Origin of the sequence: Vibrio sp. CyArs1 (assembly GCF_022432925.1) — a bacterium.
Lineage (GTDB): Bacteria > Pseudomonadota > Gammaproteobacteria > Enterobacterales > Vibrionaceae > Vibrio > Vibrio mediterranei.
The window spans coordinates 575,682-596,455 of sequence record NZ_JAKRBO010000002.1 but is presented as its reverse complement, the minus strand read 5'-3'; the positions used below and the strand labels follow the sequence as shown (position 1 = coordinate 596,455).

The following is a 20,774-nucleotide window of genomic DNA, read 5'->3' as shown; positions in this document are numbered from 1 at the left end:
TCTATAGAATGGCGACAAACTTAACCTAGGATGCGCTAAAAGCGGATGAATAGTAGTCTCAAATACATTGCGGGGTATCCGCAAAACCTTATTGAACAAGTATCTTCACTAATAGAAAGCGGACGTTTTGTCACGTGGTTTGAAAAGCGTTATCCCGAACGTCATCAAATCCAAAGTGAAAAAGCCTTATTCGACTACACCATGGATATCAAGCAGCGCTACATGAAAAAAACAGCGCCGATTTCAAAAGTCATTTGGGACAACAAAATTCACTTGATAAATAACGCGCTTGGTTTGCACACCTATGTGTCCCGCTCTCATGGCGGCAAGCTAAAATCTAAGAACGAAATTCGCATTGCTAGCGTGTTTAAGCATGCGCCGGAGCCGTTGTTGCGGATGCTAGTGGTGCACGAACTTGCTCATATCAAAGAAAAAGAGCACGACAAATCATTTTACCAATTATGCTGTCATATGGAGCCTGACTATCACCAGTTAGAGTTCGATGCGCGCCTATTTATGATCTATCAGGAACTTAAGCATGAAGCCCGACAACAATAAACGTGCTCAGAGCAAATCGGGTCACACTAAGAAGAACAAAAAGGTGAGCTCAGAAACCACGCTAGTTAAGCGTCATGCTGAGGGTCTTCACAAAGACAATTTACACCATGGACGCTACGATTTTGTAGAGCTCACGCAGGCACTCCCTGAACTGAAGGACTATGTTATCAGCAATCCTAAAGGGGAGGCGACGATTATGTTCTCTGATCCTGCTTCGGTTAAGCTCCTCAATCGCGCTCTGCTCAAGGCCTACTATGGTATAAACTTTTGGGACATTCCTGAGAGTTACTTGTGTCCTCCTATCCCCGGCAGAGCAGATTATGTACATCGACTTAATGAGTGGCTGCAATATGACTTAATGCGAGAGCAGTCTGAGAAAGCTCGTCTTAAGGTTAAAGCGCTTGATATTGGCACTGGCGCAAACTGCATCTATCCGATTGTTGGTGCGACGCGTCATCACTGGAATTGGATAGGGTCGGATATCGACCCTGTCTCGGTGAGTTGTGCCAAAGAAATCGTCAATAATAACGACAAACTGGCGCGGAAAATTGAGATTCGTCATCAGCAAAACAGCAATCATATCTTTGCTGGTGTGATTGCTCCTGATGATTTCTTCGTCGCGACCACTTGCAATCCGCCTTTCCATAAATCGATGGAAGACGCGCAAAAAGGCACAGAGCGAAAAAACAACAATCTCTCGAAAAACCAAAAGTCGCGTGGTCAGTCCGGTGCAACCAAGTTGAATGGGAAGCTCAATTTTGGCGGACAAAATGCAGAACTGTGGTGTCCCGGAGGAGAGGAAGCATTTGTCCTCAATATGGCTCAGGAAAGTAAAGACTTTGCATCACAAGTGATTTGGTTTAGCACCTTACTGTCCAAAAAAGACAATATCCGCCCACTTAGAAAGCGTCTAGAAAAACTAGGTGTCTCTGAAATTGTGATTCAAGAAATGGCACAAGGGCAGAAGAAAAGTCGTTTCTTGGCATGGACGTTCATGTCGGCAGAAGAAAGACAAGATAGGGTCAAAGCACTACTTTAATACGTTAACTTGCTCAAGCAACGCTTGGTACTTGTTGACTAACATCCAGTTCTCCGATTTTCGCTCAAGCTCGATTAATAACACGAGGTTGTTTCGCTGATAACCATAACGTTGGCTAAAGTCGAGCAATCTCAATCGAGCTTGATGTAATTGGTCCTGTTCTATTTCTAACGCCGCTAATTGCAAACTAGAGGTTGGACGCAGCGGTTGGTGTTCAACTGACTTGCTGAAATAGTATTTGGCTTGATGACTCTTTCGCGCTTTTAGAGCGCATAACCCCGCATTTTCATAGGTTTCGGCGACAGCATAATAATTAGGCTTGTCGATCGCTTGATTAAATAAGACATCAGCCCTTTGAAATTCCCCTTGCTTACACAAAAAAGTACCATAGTTATTGTAAACATTGCCGTTGTTTGGATGTTCATCAAGTGTTTTCTTGTATAGCTCTGCCGCTCTATCAACTTCTCCGACTACATCGAGATAGTACGCTAAAGACAAACTGCTTTTGTAGTAGTGGGGTGCATATTTCATGGCTTTTTCTAAGCTTTGACGTGCTTTGGAATACTGTTCAAGTTTGACGTAGTTAAGACCCAAAGCAATACGTGTATCAGCCATATCTATGGGGCTGTGTTGAGCATTGCTATTATCCTCATGCACGGTAACACAACCACTTAATGTCATCGATGCGAGCATTACGATATGAGTATGGATTTTCATAGTTCTGTCCCAAATTCCTAAATGTCATACTGTGATTTTGTTCCGATCATCATAAGTAGATGCCGGAACTAACGTAGGAAAACGGGGTAACTGTGCGAGCGAATCGTCAAAACTCAATGATGGTTGTGTAGTGCGTGCAAATCATTTTGCTTATAAAGTAGCCAGTTAAGATAGAATAATGACTCTAATCTATATCTATTGTGTGAACTTCGTTAGAGTACTCGAGACAAAATAAATAGGTGTAATAGCAATGAGCACAAATAACAAACCTTGGTTAAAGACGTACCCCGATGATGTTCCTGAGTTTGTCGATATCGACCAATACGACAACATCAATGAGATGTTCGTTAAGCCGTTCGAGCAATTCGCGGACAACACAGCGTTTGTCAACATGGGACATTCACTCACGTATCGCGATTTAAACGAGAAAAGTGATGCCTTTGCTGCCTATCTTCAGAACGAACTTAGGGCGAAAAAGGGCGATAGAATTGCTCTGATGATGCCGAACTTACTGCAATATCCGATCACCATTCTTGGTGCATTGAAGGCAGGACTTGTTGTGGTTAACGTCAACCCACTTTATACGCCAAGAGAACTTGAGCATCAGTTGCGTGACTCGGGTGCGACGATCATTGTGGCAGTGACTAACTTTGGCAACAGCTTACAACAGGTGATTGCTAAGACCAGCATCAAGCATGTCATCTTGACGAGCATTGGTGATGAACTTGCGCCACATAAACGAACGCTAGTGAATTTTGTGGTTAAGTACGTGAAAAAAATGGTGCCTAAGTACCATTTGCCAGGGGCGATTTCATTGAGACGTGCGCTTACTGACGGTAAACGTATGGACTTTAACCCTCCTGTGATTGAAAGCAGTGACCTTGCTTATCTGCAGTACACTGGCGGCACCACAGGTCTTGCGAAAGGCGCAATGCTAACCCACAGAAACATCATTGCGAACGTGCTGCAAGTCTATGGCCATTTCGGTCCTAGAACCTCGAAAGACAAAGAGCGTGCGGTAACTCCTTTACCGCTTTACCACATCTTTGCCAATTCAGTCAGTATGATGTTGATGATGTACATGGGTGGTAGCAATCTTTTGATCACGAATCCTCGTGATTTGAATAGTTTTGTCAATGACTTAAGTAAATATCCGTTCACGATGATATTTGGGCTTAATACGTTATTTGCTGCATTGAACAATCACGCCAAATTTAGAGAGTTGGATTTCTCCAATGCTGAGTTCACCATTGCTGGTGGCATGGCTACTCAAAAACACATCGCAGACGAATGGCAAAAGGTTACAGGGATGCCAATCATTGAAGGCTACGGTTTGACGGAATGCTCGCCTGTAGTCGCAGGTGGTGTTCATACGCAGCAGTCCTACGTGCCTGCGGTAGGAGTGCCCTTGCCAAGTACCGAACTGCGTATCGTAGATGAAAACGGTCAGCCACTGGGTGTAAATGAAGTCGGAGAGATTCAAATCCGTGGTGACCAAGTAATGAAAGGCTATTGGAAGCAAGAAGCGGAAACCAACGCTATCTTAACCAAAGATGGCTGGTTGTATTCGGGCGATATTGGTCGTATGGACGAAGACGGTATCTTTTATATCGAAGACCGTAAGAAAGATATGATTTTGGTTTCTGGATTCAATGTGTTCCCAACGGAAATTGAAGAGGTAGCGACGCTACACCCGAAAATTGTTGAGGCTGCAGCGGTAGGCGTGCCTGATGATGTAGCTGGGGAACGCGTCAAGTTAATCGTAGTGACTAGTGGTCCAGTCACCGTTGATGACATTAAAAAGCACTGTCGTCAACACCTCACAGGATACAAGATCCCTAAAGTAATTGAGTTTAGAGATGAGCTGCCAAAAACCAACGTAGGTAAAATTTTACGTCGAGTTCTACGTGATGAATAAGATCGGACAGCTCACGCAATAGTCGGATAAAATTGGCGCTCTGCATATTCATAAGCCACACTTTTAGTGTGGCTTTGTTTATTAGGGGGCAGCGATGAAAAACGAACTGGACCCCGGAAAAGTACTTCAAGCCTACGACAACATAATGGAACATGGCGCTGATACAGAGTTTGGCAAGATCTATGGCGGTGTTGAAGCGTTCTCAGATTATGATGGTTATAACGTGTATATGAGAGGTAATGGTGTAGAGCTGAAAGTGGGCTTTCACAATACCTATCATTTGGAATACGACCAAGAACACTTGCGTGATAGCTTTTTGAAAAAAGTAGCGTTATTGGCGAAGTAAAATCGTAGGAAAGCAGATGATATCTCCCCAATAGCTGGGGAGATAGGTAGATATTGCCGCAATAGGATTTAGAAAGTAGGTCGCAAGACTGCCTTACTCGTCTGTGGTAAACGCATCTGCACTGAAGTGTTCCAAATCGTAAGGCGTTTGCTGGTATACACAGTAGTTGAGCCAGTTGGCAAACAATAAGTGCCCATGACTTCGCCAGCTCGCAATAGGTTTATTATCAGGGTTGTTGTTCGGATAATAATTGACCGGAATTGCGGGCTCCATACCTTCACCAAGGTCACGGACATACTCACCGTGTAGAGTGTGTGAGTCGTACTCAGGGTGACCTGTCACAAATACATTTCGTTTGTCCTTGGTTGCCGCAAGGTAGACACCTGCTACATCTGAGGTCGCTAGGATATCTAGATCCGTATGTGACTCCAGATACTCGGGCGAGAAATCCGCATAGCGCGAATGGGGGGCAAGGAAAGAATCATCAAAACCACGCAGTAGCGGGTGGTATTGATGCTGAATAGTATGGTGGTAAACACCGGACAATTTCTCTTTGCGAGTTCTTTTCGGCAGGTCGAATAACAGCTTCAGTCCCGCTTGAGCCGCCCAGCACACATACAAGGTAGAGGTCACGTGCTTGTTGGCCCAATTCATAATGGTTTGCAGATGTTCCCAGTAAATCACGTCTTCAAATTGAACTAGACCGAGTGGTGCTCCGGTAATAATAAGTCCATCGAAGTTACGATCTTTGATCGTTTCAAACTGACGGTAGAAGGTATCTAGGTGTTCCGTTGGTGTGTTCTTGCTTGGTCTGTCATCAATGCGCAGCAGCTCGACATCAACTTGTAGTGGACTATTAGAAAGCAATCTTAGGAACTGGGTTTCCGTTTCAATTTTCTTTGGCATCAAATTGAGGATCAGTACTTTGAGTGGTCGAATTTCCTGCGTGGCAGCACGCGTCTCCGACATCACGAAGATATTTTCGTTTCTCAATACGTTGGATGCAGGCAGTTGATCGGGAATCTTAATTGGCACAGCTTTCTCCCTAAGCTAATGTTTGGTCATCTGGACGTCTATACATCTAAAGTTAACGCAAACGTTTTTGCTTGTCGATAGTTAATTTTAGTTCAATTCGAGTATGACCAACGAATCAAACCGTGTACTGAGCCTGAAATTGGGTACAATGCTTGGTTCTATATGTTTGAAGGTACCAGCAATTGAAATTGACGCTAATCCGTGGCTTACCTGGCTCAGGAAAAACAACGTTAGCAAAGACATATGATGCACAACATTTCGAAGCCGACATGTATTTTGTTAATGTTCACGGAGACTACTGCTATGATCCTGACTTGATTGAACAAGCACATTTGTGGTGCCAGAAGCAGGTCGAACTGGCTCTTGCCAAAGGTGAGAATGTAGTAGTGGCAAATACCTTCGTGCGACGTTGGGAAATGAAGGCGTATAAAACGCTAGCGCAGCAATTCAATGCGGATTTGGAAATTATCGTTTGTAACGGTAAATACCAAAATATCCATGGAGTTAGTGATGCTGTCATTGCTAAAATGCGTGCTCGCTGGCAAGACTGAATGCACTATATACAGCGCTGTGTCACGCTAATGGCGTATCAAATAATGCTCATCAAATTAAAGGCTCAATGGGACAATGGCTAAACGTTCACCCGTCATCGAAATGACGTCTTATGGTATTTATTCCACTTGGGATTCCGGCTCTAAAGAGCTGCCTAAAATTCAAGATTTCACCACCATAGTGCCAGCCGATGAGCACATTGAATTTGGCTTTATTGTTAATATCAAAAAGGCCAAAGGGGAGCGCGTTCGATACTGTATTTACCATCCTGGCATCCTTGGTAAGAAAGGGCAGGTGTTGGAACCTTTTGATGGTGAAGAGCATATCGGCAGTAATGATTGGGACTTCTATCTGGGGGACACCATTCAGCTGCTTCACCCTATCGATGGCTTTGAAAGCAATCTAGGGGAGTGGCGCATGGTACTTGAAATGCAAGGACGTGTGGTTGCGGAGAAGAAGTTCAAAGTAACAGCAAGAGATGAAGGTCAGTTTTGGAAAAATCGCGGCTTTTAATATCAGTTCGTCTTAATAGCTTCGTCCATCGAGTTGAGGATAAAGCACAGGTTATCGCAAGCGCTTCCCAATCCGGATGCACGCTCAAACGCATCCGCCGCTCACGCAATTGGCTCGTTACTGGTCGTAAAGAACAACTGGCGTCGTTCGCATTAGATGCCAGTGTAGGTTGGATATCGGTTGCGATAGAGAAAGTGTTATCGGAGTATAATTCACCCATTCAACAAGTATTAGAGCGAAACCCTGAAGTAACCATTGCAGAATTGATGCATGAGTCGGGTTGTACTTTAGTGGAAGCTCGTGCAGCCATTGATGAATATGAGGGGCTATAAAAAACGCTGCATTCCACAGGTGTGAAATGCAGCGCTAAGTTCTATTGCTAGATTTAAGCCGTTACGTAGCCAATAACGAAGTCAGTGATTTTCACCATATCGTCAATAGCGATGTACTCTTCAGTAGTATGAACTTTTGCCATACCAGTAGAAAGGTTCACAGTCGTTAGACCTTTACCGTTGAAGTTGTTTGCATCACTACCACCACCAGTGTGTTTGGTGTTGGCTTCGATGCCGTTTGCTTCAAAAACTTGCTTGATTTTCAGTACATGTGCGTCGTCTTCTGCGATAACAAAAGCGTCGTAGGCACGTGTTGATTCGATCTCGACTTCTGCACCGAATTTCTCAGCCGACGCTTGGAAAGTATCAACCATATGCTTAACTTGAGCGGTTAGCTTCTCGCTGTTTAGTGAACGTGCTTCGGCAACCACAGTTAGCTCTGGCATTACGATGTTAGTTGCTTGGCCACCGTTAACAGAACCGATGTTTGCTGTAGTTTCTGAATCGATGCGAAGCAGCTTCATATTTGCGATAGCATCTGCGGCAACCATTGCTGCGCTGATGCCTTCTTCGGGAGCTAGACCTGCGTGAGCTGGGCGACCTTTGATTTTAGCAACAATTTTTTGTTGGCCCGGAGCACCCGTTACGATGGTTCCGATTGGGCCACCAGTATCAAGTACTATCGCGTTGTTTGATTGGATGTAGGACATATCGAAGTGTTCCGAACCGAACAGGCCACCTTCTTCGTGAACGGTGAAAGCGACTTCGATAGTTTTATGTTCACGGTTTTGCTCTTTAAGGCAACGTACCGCTTCCATTACTGCTGCAATACCAGACTTGTCGTCTCCACCAAGAATCGTATCGCCCTTTGAGCGAATAATACCGTCTTCAATGATTGGCTCGATGCCAATACCTGGAGTTACTGTGTCCATGTGAGCACTGAATACAATGCTACCGTCAAGCGTACCCTCAAGGCGACCATATACATTAAACCCATTGGTATACTGTTCTGGTACAGGAAGTTTGCTTACGGCGAAACCTAGCTCACCCAGCTGTTCAGCAATAGCTTCAGCAATGGCTTTTTCATTGCCAGATTCGCTGTCGATTTTAACAAGATCAAAGAAGTGGTTAACAAGGCGGTCGGTATTTACTAGTGTCATAGGATTACTTCACGTTATGAAACAGGGACACTCACTTTACACCCTATGTTTACGTGCTAGACCTGAGGTAAATCAAAAAAAGTGCCGCATTTTAGGTAAATCGACTGACATCAAGGCTGTTTGTGCTTAGAAAATTGGTAACAAGCTGCAACAGTGGTGGAAATGATAAGAAAACTACCCAACCATTGAAGGTTTGTAAGTTGCTCTTGCAAGAAAATTGCCGCGAAAATCAACCCAAATAGTGGCTCTGTGCCCATCAAAAGTGATGCTTGACTTGCGTGAAGAAACTTGACGGCGTAGTTCTGCAGGAAAAACGCCATAAGGGTACAACCTAAAGCAAGGTATATTAAGCAACTCGAGGTGACCCAATCAAGTTGCATCATAGTTGTTGTAAACTGGGTAGCCGACCCTTCTTTGAACATTAATAACAAGCTTACGACAGTAACAACCGAGAGTTGAATAAAAGTAATCAGTTCGGTATTCAACTCGTGTCCCGTGAAGGCTTTTCGGCAGGTAACAACCATGATCGCTCTGAGTACAGCCGCGATTAGAACTAATGCGACTCCCAAATTGAAGGTAAAGTCCTGTTGAGTCACGTTGGAAAGCAAAGCGACACCTACCACCCCTATAAAACAGTATCCTACCAAGCCTTTAGGCAATGAAACCTTAAGCCATACCTTTTCCAAGAATGGAGTGAACAGGATACAGAGACTTATGAGGACAGCAACTTGTCCTGCTTGAGCGAGCATCACAGCCCATGTTTCGGTAATGAATATGCAGCTCAAGATAGCACCAGTAAGTAATCCTACTTTTAAATAGCCAATTGCGTTGTTAGTAAATTCAATGAAGAGCTTTTTCTTATATAGGATTACGACTAGTACGGCACAGCTTAAAGCGAAACGGGCAAACAATAGTTGTGGGACACTAAGTGTTTGAAGAACCTGTTTTGACGTTCCGTAACTGGTACCCCAGACGATTGATACCGCGAGTAACCCTATAACCGCCCAATTCACTGTGAAACTTTGTGCGTAATTCCTATCCATTTGTAATTGCTCTTAAATATTTTTTGTGAATAATTCTATCGATATGCTAACTTATGAATAACAAAGTGATAATACTTCCGAAATGCATAGGACTTATGACTGATGGACACAAATAAACTCATGGCACTTTTGCCGGATATTGCTGCGTTTGTGACAGTTGTTGAAGCTGGGAGCTTCACCGCCGCCTCGCAGAGGTTGGGTATGACACCATCAGGAGTAAGCCGCCAAATAAGTCGACTTGAGGCTGCGCTTAATGCTGATCTACTTGAACGAACAACGAGAAAACAGGTAACAACAGACACTGGCAAGGTAGTGTACGAGTTCAGTAAGAAAATCATGGAGTCTGCTTCTGATATCGCCAATATTGCCAGTCAGGAAGGGGGAGAAGCCCAAGGCGAACTAAGGATTTCAGCTCCCAAAGCTTTCAGTCGCCACATTTTAGAGCCATTAATGCTGCCGTTTCTCGATTTGTACCCGAAGGTAAAACTTCGCCTATTGGTTAGTGATGAGTTCGTTGACCCTTTTGGTCACAACCTAGATATCGTTTTCGAGCTGACACACTTCCCAAGAGAAAATTTGGTAGCAAAAACACTTGGTGAAATCAAAGCCGTGCTGTGTGCAAGCAAATCATACCTTCAAGAGCATGGTATTCCGTTCCATCCAAATAACTTATTGAATCACAATTGCTTATTTCTCAATGAACAACCAAACGATAATGTATGGCTTTTCAATAAGGATGGGGAAAACGTTAAAGTTCAAGTTGACGGCCGTTACTCAGTTAACCACTCCGAGATGCGGTTAAATGCAGTGAAAAGTGGAATTGGTATTGGTATCTTCCCAGAATTTGTGGTGGAAAAAGCTTTGAGAGAAGGTGACGTCTTACAGGTGTTACCGGAATGGCATATTAATTCTCGGTATCAAGGGGAAATAGTGATGCAATTTCCCCAGTCAAAGTTTATGCCCGCCCGAAGACGAGCATTTATTGACTATATGGTTGCGTCAATGAAGCCCACTAAAGCAAGTTCATAAATCGCTGCGGGTAGTCACTGAAAATTGCATCAACTTGTTGTAAATGCTTAAAAGATTTCGGGTTATTAACGGTATAGCACCAGATCTGTAAGCCACGGTCTCGCAACGTTCTAATGTGCTTTTGGGTAAGCCAACGATAATTGAGATGGCAGCTGAATGCCTCTACCTCATCAATAGTTTTTAAAAGACGGTTATTAAGCCGGTTACCTAGCACACCTAGGCGCACGCCAAGTTTTGCTTGATACAGTGCAAGCATTACCTCACGACTAAAACTTGAGATAAGCAACTGATTTCGGTCTATCTCACAGGCATTGAGCCGTTCTGCAAGTAGAGCAACGACGTGCTCCGCATCATGTTTATCAACCTTGACCTCAATATTGATGCTCAGCTGGTTAGTCTGACAGTAATTGAGTAATTCATCGAAGCTCATCAGTCGCTCACCAGCAAACTGTGGTGCTTTCCATGACCCAAAGTCGAACTGACTAAGTTGTTCGAATGTTAATTCATCGATTCTGCCAGTGCCATTACTGCATCGGTTAATAGTATGGTCGTGACAAACCACTAGTATGTCATCTTTAGTCGGTTGAACATCTACTTCAACCCAGGTGAGGCCCGCTCTTTTTGCTGCTTGAATACTTGCTAGGGTGTTTTCTGGATGGGTTCCAGCAACACCGCGATGACCCGCAATTAATGTGCTCATAAATATTCCTAGACACTTATCAATTCGACATAGATGAATGATGTTTATGTTGCAAAAATGTTACCCGAAGGCTATCTTGGTGAAAAGACATCAGACCAGTCAGTGAAAGATGAAGATTCATCAAATTAAAGGATATATACAACAAATCTATTTGGTTGAGTACCCAGATAAATTGCTCTTGTTAGACGGTGCAAGCCGAGCTGACGTGGGCACTATACTGCGTTTTATCACCGATGATTTACAGAGGCAAGTTTCTGATTTAAAAGTTATCGTCGTGACCCATATGCACCCAGACCACGCTGGAGCTGCTCATCGGCTCAAAGCTATTACAGGAGCTAAAATTGTCTCTGCGGCGAAAGAGCGTGATTGGTATTCCGGGATAGATGGCTTTTTGATGCATGTTACAGACTTAGTGTTGGCTTGGTATATGGCAAAGCGGTTAGGGCAACCTAGAAAAAACCTATGGTACAACAAGGCATTAAATGCGGATTACCAACTGATTGATGGTGATACTGTACCGTTATTTGCTGATTGGCAAATACTTGACACGCCGGGTCACACAGACCGAGATATCTCGGTCTATAACCCTAATGAGTCGATTGTTTATGTTGCGGACTTAATGGTGCAAGTGAAGCAGCATCTCATCGCACCATTTCCTATATTTCATCCAAATCAATATCGAAGATCAGTGGAGAAAGTGTACAACTTAAACGCCGAGCAGATTCTGTTGGCGCACCGAGGCCCTGTGGTTTTTGATGAGCGTGCAAAAGAGCATATTCTTGACACCGCGCCAATGAGACCAATGACTCATTGGCGGGTAACGAAAATCAAACTTAAAGGGATGTTTAAGTCCGTGCTGACTGCCCGTTAATTTTGCTTAGGCTTATCGTGTTTAGGGAAGATAAGCGCCGATGTGTCGAATCCGGCTTCATAAGCGATTTTCAAATACTGGTCTAACTTTGCTTCCTTGATGGTAGGCGTTCTCGATAAAATCCAAAAGTAATCGGAATTGTAGCCACTGACTAGTGCAGCAGAATAATCTGGTTCTAAATAATAGACCACATAGCTTCCATAAAAAGGTCCGAAGAAAGACACTTTAAGGTGCGCGATATCGGGTGACGAGACAAATTTTGCTTTGCCTTCCGCTTCCGACCATTCCTGCTCTTTCGTGTCCCAACCACGATTTAGCACTTTTACAGAGCCATCGTCATTCAATGAGTAGGTAGCGGTCACATTGTCTAGCCCCCGCTCGAAGCTATGGTCTAGTCGAGCCACCTCATACCATCTGCCAAGATAGCGGTCGAGATCGAAACCTGTAACGGGCTGTACTTTGTCGGGAATGCCAGTACAACCGAGTAACAACAGTGGTAAGCTCACCACAAAATAGCGAAGAATTGTTTTTATCAAGGTAGACTCCTTTTAATACCTAACTGACTCTTTCTAAATAGAATATACGACAAAAATCAGAGTTCAGCTTACAATGATTGCATCTATATCCTATTGCGAATACTCTGGAATCGAACATGTTCATTAATTCTAGGTATTACTGCGTCAATGTTTGAGATATTCATTGTATTAGCGTTACTGGTGGGGTTGTTCCTTGTTGCTCAGAAATACTTTGTAAAGCAGGAAGACACAAGATCGTATCAGTACAAAGTGAAGGGACCAATTCTCTCTTCGGCACAAACAGCTTTCTATAATGCATTAAAAGAAGCTGTAGGGGAGCATGGTGTCATCTTAACTAAGGTCAGCATGGCTAATGTAGTGACTCCTCAGAACATTAGTAATAAGAAGCAATGGTTCATTGCTAACAACGTGATTGCCAAAAGCTACTTCGATTTTGTTATTTGCGATCCGAGAACGATGCAACCCAGAGTCGTGATCGAGTATGACAACGGTCAAAAGTTGGATAAAGGCAAAGTTGAACGTCAAAAGCTGATTATGCAAGTGTGTAAATCTGCAAATATCCCACTAATAGGTGCATCTGTTAAGTTGAGCTACCAAGTCAGTAAGATAAGACGTTTGCTTGCTGCACATATTGATCTTATTGAACCCGAAAAAGAAGTCCGTTTCTGTAAACGTTGTGGTAGCCCTATGACGATAAAGACGGCAACCCAGGGTGATTTCAAAGGACGACGTTTCTTTACTTGTAGTCGTCAACCATTATGCCAATACACCGAAAACTACAACGTCGTTTTCGATGATGAGGAATAAATACGTAGTACCATTAGGTTCAACAAACTGATGTAATTCACATTTTTACTGGTTAAAAGCATAAAAAAGAGTCGAATTGATGGCTTCTAAGCCAAACGATACCAAAAACACAAAAATCTACTTGCACAGCTTGGTATCTCTCGTTAATATCCATCTCGTTCCAAAGACGATGGGTCCGTAGCTCAGTTGGTTAGAGTACTACCTTGACATGGTAGGGGTCGGCGATTCGAGTTCGCCCGGACCCACCATCCTCACTTTGAATCACGATTCAAAGGGAACACAAAATTTGGGTCCGTAGCTCAGTTGGTTAGAGTACTACCTTGACATGGTAGGGGTCGGCGATTCGAGTTCGCCCGGACCCACCAAATTTTCGAAAGCCCGCTTCTTTGAAGCGGGCTTTTTCGTATGTGTAAAAAACATATTCACTTCTAGAGTTACCAATAGTATATCCAACAAAAAGTAAACGAGTACAGTTGTTGGCTCGTTAATGTAATTTCATTTTTCAAGCTCTATTCACCAAGAATATGTCATGTTGATCAGATAATTTATTGTACGTAGATATCTGATACCAAGAGTAACCCCATTGTGATGAAGAGCGTACACTATTTATATCTCATGACATGCGGTTTATAAGAGGTGTTGTTTTATATAACGCCTAATTTTCGTCGATGTTAGCCAATTGATAATATTTGTTTTTTCTCATCAATGGAATTATTACATATAATTAATTGGGATTGCGTACGGATATTTGATGGGTTATTCCTACGAAACATTACTTATTCCGACACTTCATTACTCTACATCTTATAACCATTGAAATTTAGGTTGCTATTGATTCTACTATTATTAGTGTGATTGTTTTATGTGATCTACATTGGTTATTGGTTCGCACTTTACTTCCACCCTAAAATAGAATTTGTGCTCTAAATAATAATAATCATTAAACGTCATGTCAGTTGGTCTGTTTGTTAGCATTTTCGCTTACGGGGGAGTAACTAATGGAATGTCTTAAAAGTCTTGAATGTTTTAACTGTATTCGAATTAAGAATATTGAGTGCCGGTTTGATCTTCAACTAGAGAAGAGAAAGAACAAAGTAATAGACCGAAAAAGCAATCGAGTATGGAGTGAGACATGTTTAAGAATGCTTTGCTGCTTAAACCAAACACCTCAAGGTGTGGTTCTATCGAAAAATGAGATTGTTGATTTTGTTTGGGACGGAGAACCAATAAGCGAAAGTAGTTTGCTCCAGTTGGTGTACTGCACAAGAAGGAATCTGGCAGATAAAAATATAAGGATAATAAGTATACGAGGCGTAGGTTACGCACTCGTAGAAGGGGAGAATGCCATTTATGTGTGTGCAAATTGACAGGTTTATTAAGGGGATCAAGCAAAGTAGCGCAAATTACCAATACAAAATGCAAGGTATATATAGTGCAAGTGGGCAATGTATAGGATATGAGGTTCTAATTGATCAAATAAGAAGTCGAGAAACCTTGCTTGGTCCCAATGTTCATAGTGACTTAACATTTTCATCATCAGCCAATTATTTACTCGAAAGGATAAAAGTCGCCGTTGAGAATGGTAGGTTTGAATGTGATTGGTCTGGGAAGTATATCTTCCTCAACATTGAGCGAAGTAATCTCTGTGATATTACCTTGTTAGCGAGACTCATTGAGTTAAATAGCTATCTATTAGAAAAACAAATTGGGCTTGTAGTGGAAATGACCGAACGAAATGTATGTGGTAGCTGCGTACGAATCATAGAAGGGCTTACTCTGCTAAAACAGAATGGCGTAGTGACGGCAGCGGATGACTACGATATTTACCATTCGGACTTTCGTGCTAATGAATTGGACATGAACTTATACGAGTTCATAAAAATTCAATCTCCTAGCTCAGCAAGAGAAGTGGATATGCTAGAGACCTTCGCACAGGTAAGGCCTGAAAAAATAATCATGGAACATGTTGAGTCTACGTCGATATTCAAAATGTTAGTTGGCTTAAATCGATTCTTTTGGGGGTATCAAGGCTACTGCTTTGACAAAGGTACCCCAATCTATATTTAGCTGAGGGTTTAATTTTGACTGATATTGAGAAATACGCAGAGACCGCTTCAAAGTTAGAGAGACAGCGTCAGTTTAATGAAGCTTCCATATACTGGAAGAAGGCTGTAGAGCAAGCCACTGCTCGCCAGGATATAGCGTGGTATCAGATAAGGTATCGATTTTGCACTAAGCAAAGGGAAAAGTTATGAGTTTCTTCGTTGAACGGCATACTGAAACGATTGCCGCTTCTTTGCAGGAGTTTGGGTTCACTGAAGTTCAGCGAGGGAGTGACGACTCTAACTTCTTCATCATAGGAAAACTTAAATATGTAAATATCTGTATATCTTGTAACCTGGTAAGTAAGAGTTACGAGTGTGATATTCTGGCTAACAAAGGCTATCATAACCTTGTATCTGATATTCCAACGATGGTTTTTTCGATCGATGCGCCATTGGAGGTAAATGTACTCGGTGCGATCAGGGTGGCACATATCCAGGAGAGAGCTTTGTCTAAGTATGTGAAGACGCGTGCTAAGTTCAGTGCTATTAACCAACTAAAGAGGTTAAAAGAACAAAACCAAATAGGTTAACCTTAGAGTTTTGAAAGCTCGTGAGGCGTAAATTGCTTTACGAGTTTTGCTACATTATATTTTTCAGAAGTAAATGAAATTAACTCTATCCGTATATTTCATCTTGGTATCGAATTTATGGTTACAGTCGGTTAAAACTTAACGTTGAAATAACATGACTCCATTCCTTTAATTCGAAATAATCGTTCTGAAAATACTGAACATTCGCGAAATATTATCTAGAAGATTTTACGCTCTCGGGTTAAGCAAGAGTGCTTTGATGTAGTGACCTCAACTGACTAGTAGCTAGGTGTCATTCTTTCACGATAGCCTGTCAGTAATGAACTGTTGTACTTTATGAAATGAAAGAACGCGGCGATCCAGTCATCCGCGTTCTTTCATAATGCAATATGTTAAGCGTCTTCTGGTACTAAATTAGGAAGCTGCCAATCTCCGCCTAGTGATTTAAAGACTCCTACTGTCACTTGTGCGGTCTGCAACCTTGCCGCTAGTAATCTATCTTCCATAATACGCTGCTGGCGTTGTGCATCGAGCAATGCAAGATGGTTGATAAGGCCCGCTTTGTACAATGATTGTGCTTTACTTAATGCGTTGTCAGAGGCGTTTAGTGCTTCTTGAATACGTTGCTCATTTTGCTGGCTTCGCCCATACGCAAACAGCATAGAGTCGACCTCGGTGATTGCAGTGTTGACCGAGTGTTCGTAGCCAAGTACTGCTGCGTCAAAGCGTGCTTCGTTCAACTTAACCAGTGCTTCGCCTCTTCCTCCATCAAACACGTTCCAGCTCACGCCAACCGCACCAGCCCACCCAACAGAGTCAGAATCAAATAAATCATCAAAGCTGCTTGCCGATACTCCCGGATTTCCAGTTAGGAAAAACTTGGGGTAACGATTGGCAATGCTAGCTGCGACTTCTTCGTTTAACGCGGCCATTTCACGTTCAGCAATGCGTATATCTGGGCGACGTTTTAGAAGATCAGATGGCAGGCCAACGGGGATAACACCTTCTAGACTTGGCAGACCAGCACTGCTAGCAAGGCGAATATCGACTTGAGTAAGAGGTTCACCTAATAGAGTTGCCATCCGTTGTTTATGAACTTGTTGGGCGATTTCCAGTTGTGGAATAACCGACTCAGTTGCAGCCAGCATAGTTTGAGCTTGTGCTAAGTCGAGTTCAGAGCCATAGCCACTTTTTACCAGTTTCTTTACTAGCTCTAATGTCTTAGTTTGGTCGGCCAAGTTTGCGTCAATCAACGCCATTCTCTCTTGAGCGCCACGATACTGTAGGTAGTTGTGCACCAAGTCTGCGGTAATTAGGGTATTGAGCCCACTGCGGTAGATTTCTGCTTGTTCAACACGAATCTTGGCGGCGTTCGACTGTCTGTCGATACGCCCAAACAGATCCATTTCCCAACCTATGCTAGCGCCAGCAAACACGCCATCATGCTGATTATTTAGCAAGGTTGTGGAGTCTAAAGGTGTGCCAGTTGGCAGCGAGTCTCCGATAGGGTTTAATGCTGGACCTAACAGGGAATCATTCTTGCTCAACTGATAGTTAAAGTAGCCCGCCCCAATGTTAACAGTAGGGACTTTAAAAGAGCTCACTACAGATTGATAACTGTTGGCCATTTTTATCCGCTCGGCTGCCATTTTAAGCGGGATATTTTGACACTGCACATCTTGTACCATTTGATTTAGTGAGTCGTCGTTAAAGCTTGTCCACCAGTAATCGTTCTCAGCTTGTTGCTTGTTACCACTATATAAGTAAGTGTTTGATAGAGTCATCGTTGGTTCTGTGTAATCAGGCCCAACAGCACAGCCCGCTAATGTTATCGCGAGAGTCAAAGGAGCAAGTTTTATCGCCTTAAGTAGGCATTTACGTGAGTGATGCGTTTTCATGTTTTATGCCTTTTGTTCTGACGCGACGATAGTGCCGTGTGTCGATGATTTTGCTGTTGTTGGTGTCTCTTTGTAGGCCAAGCGATAAAGAGCTGGCATAACAAATAGTGACAACACCGTTGCAGCTGCCAGTCCACCAATAATGGTTGCGGCCATTTGATCAAATAACAGGTCACTGAGTAGTGGGATCATCCCCAAGGCCGTGGTTAATGCGCCCATAGATATAGCCATCGTACGATTAATCGTCGCTGACTTAATGGCTTCGGAAAGTCCCAAACCGTTCTGCCTTTCTAGTTCAATTTGATCCATGAGCACGATGCCATTTTTAATAATCATACCCATGAGCGTTACGGCACCTATGAGCGCCATGAAACCAAATGGCTTATCAAAAGCAAGTAGGGCAAAGGTGGCACCTGTTGCTGCTAATGGAATCGTAGAAAGAATAATCACAGGCTGTTTAAAGCCATTAAACATCGCGACGAGGATAATCACCATGATGAGCAGTGCTTTAGGCAGCTGCTTCAAAATGTCTGACACTGCTTTGTGTTCGTCGTAATACTCGCCACCCCACGTCATTGTGTAGCCAAGTGGCAACTCAATTGCTTCAATCTGGTCTTTAATGGCATTTCGAACTCTCGCAGGAGTGCTGGTACGTTCAACCCCCGCCTGAGCTGTGATGGTTTTCACGCGGTCACGACGCCAAATCATGCTCTCTTCGGCTTTTAACTCGAAGCCATCCACAACTTGCCCTAGTGGAACACTGTGCAATCCAAGAATGGACTTAACGGGTAATGTCTCTAGTGATGCCATGGTTTGTTCAGAACCACGAAGCTGAATGGTAATTAACTCATCATTGAGGTTCATTTGACCAAGTGGCATGCCATCCGAGGCGCGCTTCATGGCAAAGGCGATATCGGTTCGATTGATGCCTGCACGGCGCGCTTTATCTTGGTTAATAATTGGAGTCAGTACCTTACTTTGTTGGCGCCAATCGTCTCGTACGTACTTCGCTTCAGGGTGCTGGGCCATAATGGCTTTAGCTTGATTAGCGAGTTGGTGTAGTACTGCTTCATCTGGACCAGAGAAGCGAGCTTCGACCGCGTATTTATCAGCGGTGGCAAGCTTCAAGGCTCGGAATCGAGGCTCCGCATTAGGAAACTGCTCCTCTACCCAAGCATCACCACGTGCAACAAGTGCAGATATTGATTGGTAATCTTTGGTGTTAATTAGTATTTGACCGTAAGCTGGGTCAAACGGTTCTGGTTCAACCGTCACAGAGAATCGAGGAACGCTACTACCAATTGCTGTGGCGATGCTCTCCACTTCTGGTTGCTGTAACAGCCAGGATTCCATTTTCCTCATGTCTATTGAGGTTTGTTCTACTTTGGCTCCATTAGGTAGCCAATAGTCGAAGAATACAATTGGGCGATCTGATTGTGGGATAAAGTTAATAGCAATGTACGGAACAGCCATTGCGGTAACCGCAATTAATGGAATCAATGCTGCTAGCGCTTTTTTGGGATTATCGACTGTCCAGTTTACGCATTGTTTGTAGCGAGCCATTTTGTCTTCGCTGCTTTCTGAATTAGGTTTGATGAACAGCCAACACATGAGAGTGGTGAATGTCATAGCAACAAGCCAAGAGAGTAAGAGTGAAGACGCTATGATATAAAATACTGAGCCTGCGAATTCGGCAGCGTCCGTTTTCGAGAATAGAACTGGACTTGCTCCCATGATGGCGATAATAGTCGCACCCAATAAAGGAACACCAGTTTCCTTAACAGAGTCTAACGCCGCTTGTGTTCGCTCAACACCTTTATTTAACTTTGCGATCATCATGTCAGTGATAACGATGGCGTTATCTACTAACATCCCAAGTGCTAAGATAAACGTACCTAGGGATACTCGGTGTAAATCTATATCGTTGATGTTCATATAGATAAGCGTTAACAGTATCGTCAGAAGAAGACTGCCGCCAACAATTGTTGCACTCTTAAAACCCATGAAGATCAGTAGCACCACAAAGACGATCGCAACACTTTCTAACAGGTTGCCGACAAAGTTGTCGATAGCTTTTTGTACTTCGTCAGGTTGAAATGCAATAGTCGAGATATCAACCCCAAGAGGCAAGCTCGCTTGGTAGTCATTGATAATATCTTGGATCGTATCGCCTAACGACACGACATTAATCCCCGGGACTGGACTTACTGCCAATGTGACCGAAGCTTGTCCGTTGTAGCGGTTTTCTGTAAGTGCTGGTGTTTGATAGCCCATGGTGACATCTGCAACGTCACCGAGTCGAATAAGCCCAGTGCCAAACTCACTAACCCCGCCTTTAATTACGAGATTGCGAATATCGGCTAGAGATTGAAATTCACTACCTTGGTGTATTCGAATACGTTCTGAACCAGCATCGAATTTACCCATTTCGAAGGTGGTATTGGTACTATTAAGTTGATTCCAAACTTGAGCTACAGACAAGCCATACTGAGCAAGGCGTTCATCGGGAAGGTCGATATAGACCACACGTGGTTGGACACCGTGTAATTCAATTTTCTTAATGCCTTTTATGGTTTTTAAACGACGTTGGAGTTCTTCTGAATAACGACGAAGTTCTTCCGGCTGAGCATCGTTGCTATGAATGGCAAACAACATGCCATAGACTTCGGAAAACTCATCTTGCACTAGGCTGATTTGCGCTGTAGCAGGGAGCTGCAGTTTTACATCTTGTACCTTACTGCGAAGTATGTCCCATTGCTGAGGTAAGTCTTGGGAGTTCAGACTTTCTTTAAGGTCTACGAATACCATGGACATGCCTGGGCGAGACAGTGATCGTAACCGATTTAGTTCCCCCATTTCTTGCAGCTTGGTTTCGACCGTATCGGTCACCTGTTTCTCGACCTGTTCAGCCGATGCTCCTGGATATAAGGTAACGACAACCGCGGTTTTTACGGTAAAGCTTGGGTCTTCTAGCTTACCAAGATCAAAATAAGAATAGATGCCAGCGATGATACTAAGCGTGATAAAAAACAACAGAAATGTTTTTTGTCGAATGGCGAATTCGGCGAGTTTAATCATGTTCTAT

General features: G+C 43.4%; 20 protein-coding genes and 2 tRNA genes. 14 read left to right on the top strand and 8 right to left on the bottom strand.

Annotation, left to right across the window (positions count from 1 at the left end; genetic code table 11):
- Positions 1 to 45 precede the first annotated feature (45 nt).
- Positions 46 to 558 carry a M48 family metallopeptidase gene (locus tag MMA19_RS09405; protein ID WP_031495766.1) on the top strand — a complete coding sequence of 171 codons (513 nt, stop codon included), beginning with the start codon at positions 46 to 48 and terminating at the stop codon, positions 556 to 558.
- Positions 539 to 1,597 (top strand): 23S rRNA (adenine(1618)-N(6))-methyltransferase RlmF, encoded by a 1,059-nt coding sequence (gene rlmF, locus MMA19_RS09400; RefSeq protein ID WP_198557980.1) that lies wholly within the window; start codon positions 539 to 541, stop codon positions 1,595 to 1,597. Before MMA19_RS09405 ends, rlmF begins: the two co-directional genes overlap by 20 nt.
- Here rlmF and pilW read toward each other — a convergent pair.
- On the bottom strand, positions 1,589 to 2,314 hold the full coding sequence (pilW, locus tag MMA19_RS09395; RefSeq protein ID WP_198557979.1) for a type IV pilus biogenesis/stability protein PilW: 726 nt from the start codon (positions 2,312 to 2,314) through the stop codon (positions 1,589 to 1,591). The genes rlmF and pilW overlap by 9 nt on opposite strands.
- Positions 2,315 to 2,564: 250 nt before the next feature.
- Between pilW and MMA19_RS09390 the strand changes: the two genes are divergently transcribed.
- Both MMA19_RS09390 and MMA19_RS09385 read left to right on the top strand, forming a co-directional pair.
- Entirely contained in the window at positions 2,565 to 4,232 is a 1,668-nt protein-coding gene (locus tag MMA19_RS09390) for an AMP-binding protein (protein WP_240206069.1), read from the top strand.
- Positions 4,233 to 4,326: 94 nt separating this feature from the next.
- Positions 4,327 to 4,578 (top strand): DUF3081 domain-containing protein, encoded by a 252-nt coding sequence (locus tag MMA19_RS09385; RefSeq protein ID WP_006073778.1) that lies wholly within the window; start codon positions 4,327 to 4,329, stop codon positions 4,576 to 4,578.
- A gap of 93 nt (positions 4,579 to 4,671) precedes the next feature.
- On the opposite strand, the gene metA is transcribed toward MMA19_RS09385, so the two are convergent.
- Positions 4,672 to 5,613 (bottom strand): homoserine O-succinyltransferase, encoded by a 942-nt coding sequence (gene metA / locus MMA19_RS09380; RefSeq protein WP_038225793.1) that lies wholly within the window; start codon positions 5,611 to 5,613, stop codon positions 4,672 to 4,674.
- Positions 5,614 to 5,795: 182 nt separating this feature from the next.
- Between metA and MMA19_RS09375 the strand changes: the two genes are divergently transcribed.
- The 3 genes from MMA19_RS09375 to MMA19_RS09365 all read left to right on the top strand — a co-directional run bounded on the left by MMA19_RS09375 (position 5,796) and on the right by MMA19_RS09365 (position 7,010).
- Complete coding sequence (locus tag MMA19_RS09375; protein ID WP_088877588.1) at positions 5,796 to 6,164, top strand: ATP-binding protein; 369 nt, start codon at positions 5,796 to 5,798, stop codon at positions 6,162 to 6,164.
- Positions 6,165 to 6,240: 76 nt separating this feature from the next.
- Complete coding sequence (locus MMA19_RS09370; RefSeq protein WP_006073772.1) at positions 6,241 to 6,678, top strand: DUF3859 domain-containing protein; 438 nt, start codon at positions 6,241 to 6,243, stop codon at positions 6,676 to 6,678.
- Positions 6,657 to 7,010 carry a ribosome recycling factor family protein gene (locus MMA19_RS09365; RefSeq protein ID WP_240206068.1) on the top strand — a complete coding sequence of 118 codons (354 nt, stop codon included), beginning with the start codon at positions 6,657 to 6,659 and terminating at the stop codon, positions 7,008 to 7,010. The genes MMA19_RS09370 and MMA19_RS09365 overlap by 22 nt, the downstream gene beginning before the upstream one ends.
- A gap of 53 nt (positions 7,011 to 7,063) precedes the next feature.
- On the opposite strand, the gene MMA19_RS09360 is transcribed toward MMA19_RS09365, so the two are convergent.
- Both MMA19_RS09360 and MMA19_RS09355 read right to left on the bottom strand, forming a co-directional pair.
- Positions 7,064 to 8,170, bottom strand: coding sequence for a M20/M25/M40 family metallo-hydrolase (locus tag MMA19_RS09360; protein ID WP_240206067.1), 1,107 nt, complete (start codon positions 8,168 to 8,170; stop codon positions 7,064 to 7,066).
- 110 nt (positions 8,171 to 8,280) lie between these two features.
- Positions 8,281 to 9,213, bottom strand: coding sequence for a DMT family transporter (locus MMA19_RS09355; RefSeq protein ID WP_006073762.1), 933 nt, complete (start codon positions 9,211 to 9,213; stop codon positions 8,281 to 8,283).
- A 102-nt stretch (positions 9,214 to 9,315) separates the two neighbouring features.
- Here MMA19_RS09355 and MMA19_RS09350 point away from each other — a divergent pair, with 102 nt between their 5' ends.
- Positions 9,316 to 10,242 carry a LysR family transcriptional regulator gene (locus MMA19_RS09350; RefSeq protein WP_240206066.1) on the top strand — a complete coding sequence of 309 codons (927 nt, stop codon included), beginning with the start codon at positions 9,316 to 9,318 and terminating at the stop codon, positions 10,240 to 10,242.
- Here MMA19_RS09350 and MMA19_RS09345 read toward each other — a convergent pair.
- Positions 10,226 to 10,942: a glycerophosphodiester phosphodiesterase family protein gene (locus tag MMA19_RS09345; RefSeq protein WP_240206065.1), complete on the bottom strand. Its 717-nt coding sequence runs from the start codon at positions 10,940 to 10,942 to the stop codon at positions 10,226 to 10,228. The genes MMA19_RS09350 and MMA19_RS09345 overlap by 17 nt on opposite strands.
- Before the next feature lie 109 nt (positions 10,943 to 11,051).
- On the opposite strand from MMA19_RS09345, the gene MMA19_RS09340 reads away from it, so the two are divergent.
- Positions 11,052 to 11,813, top strand: coding sequence for an MBL fold metallo-hydrolase (locus tag MMA19_RS09340; RefSeq protein ID WP_240206064.1), 762 nt, complete (start codon positions 11,052 to 11,054; stop codon positions 11,811 to 11,813).
- On the opposite strand, the gene MMA19_RS09335 is transcribed toward MMA19_RS09340, so the two are convergent.
- Positions 11,810 to 12,349 (bottom strand): lipocalin family protein, encoded by a 540-nt coding sequence (locus tag MMA19_RS09335; RefSeq protein ID WP_236109513.1) that lies wholly within the window; start codon positions 12,347 to 12,349, stop codon positions 11,810 to 11,812. The two genes, MMA19_RS09340 and MMA19_RS09335, sit on opposite strands and share 4 nt — an antisense overlap.
- 147 nt (positions 12,350 to 12,496) lie before the next feature.
- Here MMA19_RS09335 and MMA19_RS09330 point away from each other — a divergent pair, with 147 nt between their 5' ends.
- From MMA19_RS09330 to MMA19_RS09310, 5 genes are all read left to right on the top strand, one after another.
- Entirely contained in the window at positions 12,497 to 13,156 is a 660-nt protein-coding gene (locus tag MMA19_RS09330) for a DUF2726 domain-containing protein (protein ID WP_038225778.1), read from the top strand.
- Between the two features lie 171 nt (positions 13,157 to 13,327).
- Positions 13,328 to 13,404: transfer RNA gene (locus tag MMA19_RS09325), tRNA-Val, on the top strand.
- 40 nt (positions 13,405 to 13,444) lie between these two features.
- Positions 13,445 to 13,521: transfer RNA gene (locus MMA19_RS09320), tRNA-Val, on the top strand.
- Positions 13,522 to 14,878: 1,357 nt separating this feature from the next.
- The gene (locus MMA19_RS09315; protein ID WP_160171207.1) at positions 14,879 to 15,223 is read left to right on the top strand and encodes a hypothetical protein; all 345 of its coding nucleotides are present in this window, start codon (positions 14,879 to 14,881) and stop codon (positions 15,221 to 15,223) included.
- A gap of 184 nt (positions 15,224 to 15,407) precedes the next feature.
- A complete protein-coding gene (locus tag MMA19_RS09310) occupies positions 15,408 to 15,791 on the top strand; it encodes a hypothetical protein (protein ID WP_240206063.1) in 384 nt (127 codons plus the stop codon).
- 392 nt (positions 15,792 to 16,183) lie between these two features.
- Here the strand turns inward: MMA19_RS09310 and MMA19_RS09305 are convergent, their stop codons facing one another.
- Complete coding sequence (locus tag MMA19_RS09305) at positions 16,184 to 17,689, bottom strand: efflux transporter outer membrane subunit (protein ID WP_240206062.1); 1,506 nt, start codon at positions 17,687 to 17,689, stop codon at positions 16,184 to 16,186.
- A gap of 3 nt (positions 17,690 to 17,692) precedes the next feature.
- Entirely contained in the window at positions 17,693 to 20,767 is a 3,075-nt protein-coding gene (locus MMA19_RS09300) for an efflux RND transporter permease subunit (protein WP_240206061.1), read from the bottom strand.
- Positions 20,768 to 20,774 lie beyond the last annotated feature (7 nt).

Excerpts from the sequence above, each read along its gene's own strand:
- MMA19_RS09405 (WP_031495766.1), top strand. The coding sequence starts at position 46 with ATGAATAGTAGTCTCAAATACATTGCGGGGTATCCGCAAAACCTTATT.
- rlmF (WP_198557980.1), top strand. The coding sequence starts at position 539 with ATGAAGCCCGACAACAATAAACGTGCTCAGAGCAAATCGGGTCACACT.
- pilW (WP_198557979.1), bottom strand. The coding sequence starts at position 2,314 with ATGAAAATCCATACTCATATCGTAATGCTCGCATCGATGACATTAAGT.
- MMA19_RS09390 (WP_240206069.1), top strand. The coding sequence starts at position 2,565 with ATGAGCACAAATAACAAACCTTGGTTAAAGACGTACCCCGATGATGTT.
- MMA19_RS09385 (WP_006073778.1), top strand. The coding sequence starts at position 4,327 with ATGAAAAACGAACTGGACCCCGGAAAAGTACTTCAAGCCTACGACAAC.
- MMA19_RS09370 (WP_006073772.1), top strand. The coding sequence starts at position 6,241 with ATGGCTAAACGTTCACCCGTCATCGAAATGACGTCTTATGGTATTTAT.
- MMA19_RS09360 (WP_240206067.1), bottom strand. The coding sequence starts at position 8,170 with ATGACACTAGTAAATACCGACCGCCTTGTTAACCACTTCTTTGATCTT.
- MMA19_RS09355 (WP_006073762.1), bottom strand. The coding sequence starts at position 9,213 with ATGGATAGGAATTACGCACAAAGTTTCACAGTGAATTGGGCGGTTATA.
- MMA19_RS09350 (WP_240206066.1), top strand. The coding sequence starts at position 9,316 with ATGGACACAAATAAACTCATGGCACTTTTGCCGGATATTGCTGCGTTT.
- MMA19_RS09345 (WP_240206065.1), bottom strand. The coding sequence starts at position 10,942 with ATGAGCACATTAATTGCGGGTCATCGCGGTGTTGCTGGAACCCATCCA.
- MMA19_RS09340 (WP_240206064.1), top strand. The coding sequence starts at position 11,052 with ATGAAGATTCATCAAATTAAAGGATATATACAACAAATCTATTTGGTT.
- MMA19_RS09330 (WP_038225778.1), top strand. The coding sequence starts at position 12,497 with ATGTTTGAGATATTCATTGTATTAGCGTTACTGGTGGGGTTGTTCCTT.
- MMA19_RS09315 (WP_160171207.1), top strand. The coding sequence starts at position 14,879 with ATGACCGAACGAAATGTATGTGGTAGCTGCGTACGAATCATAGAAGGG.
- MMA19_RS09310 (WP_240206063.1), top strand. The coding sequence starts at position 15,408 with ATGAGTTTCTTCGTTGAACGGCATACTGAAACGATTGCCGCTTCTTTG.
- MMA19_RS09305 (WP_240206062.1), bottom strand. The coding sequence starts at position 17,689 with ATGAAAACGCATCACTCACGTAAATGCCTACTTAAGGCGATAAAACTT.
- MMA19_RS09300 (WP_240206061.1), bottom strand. The coding sequence starts at position 20,767 with ATGATTAAACTCGCCGAATTCGCCATTCGACAAAAAACATTTCTGTTG.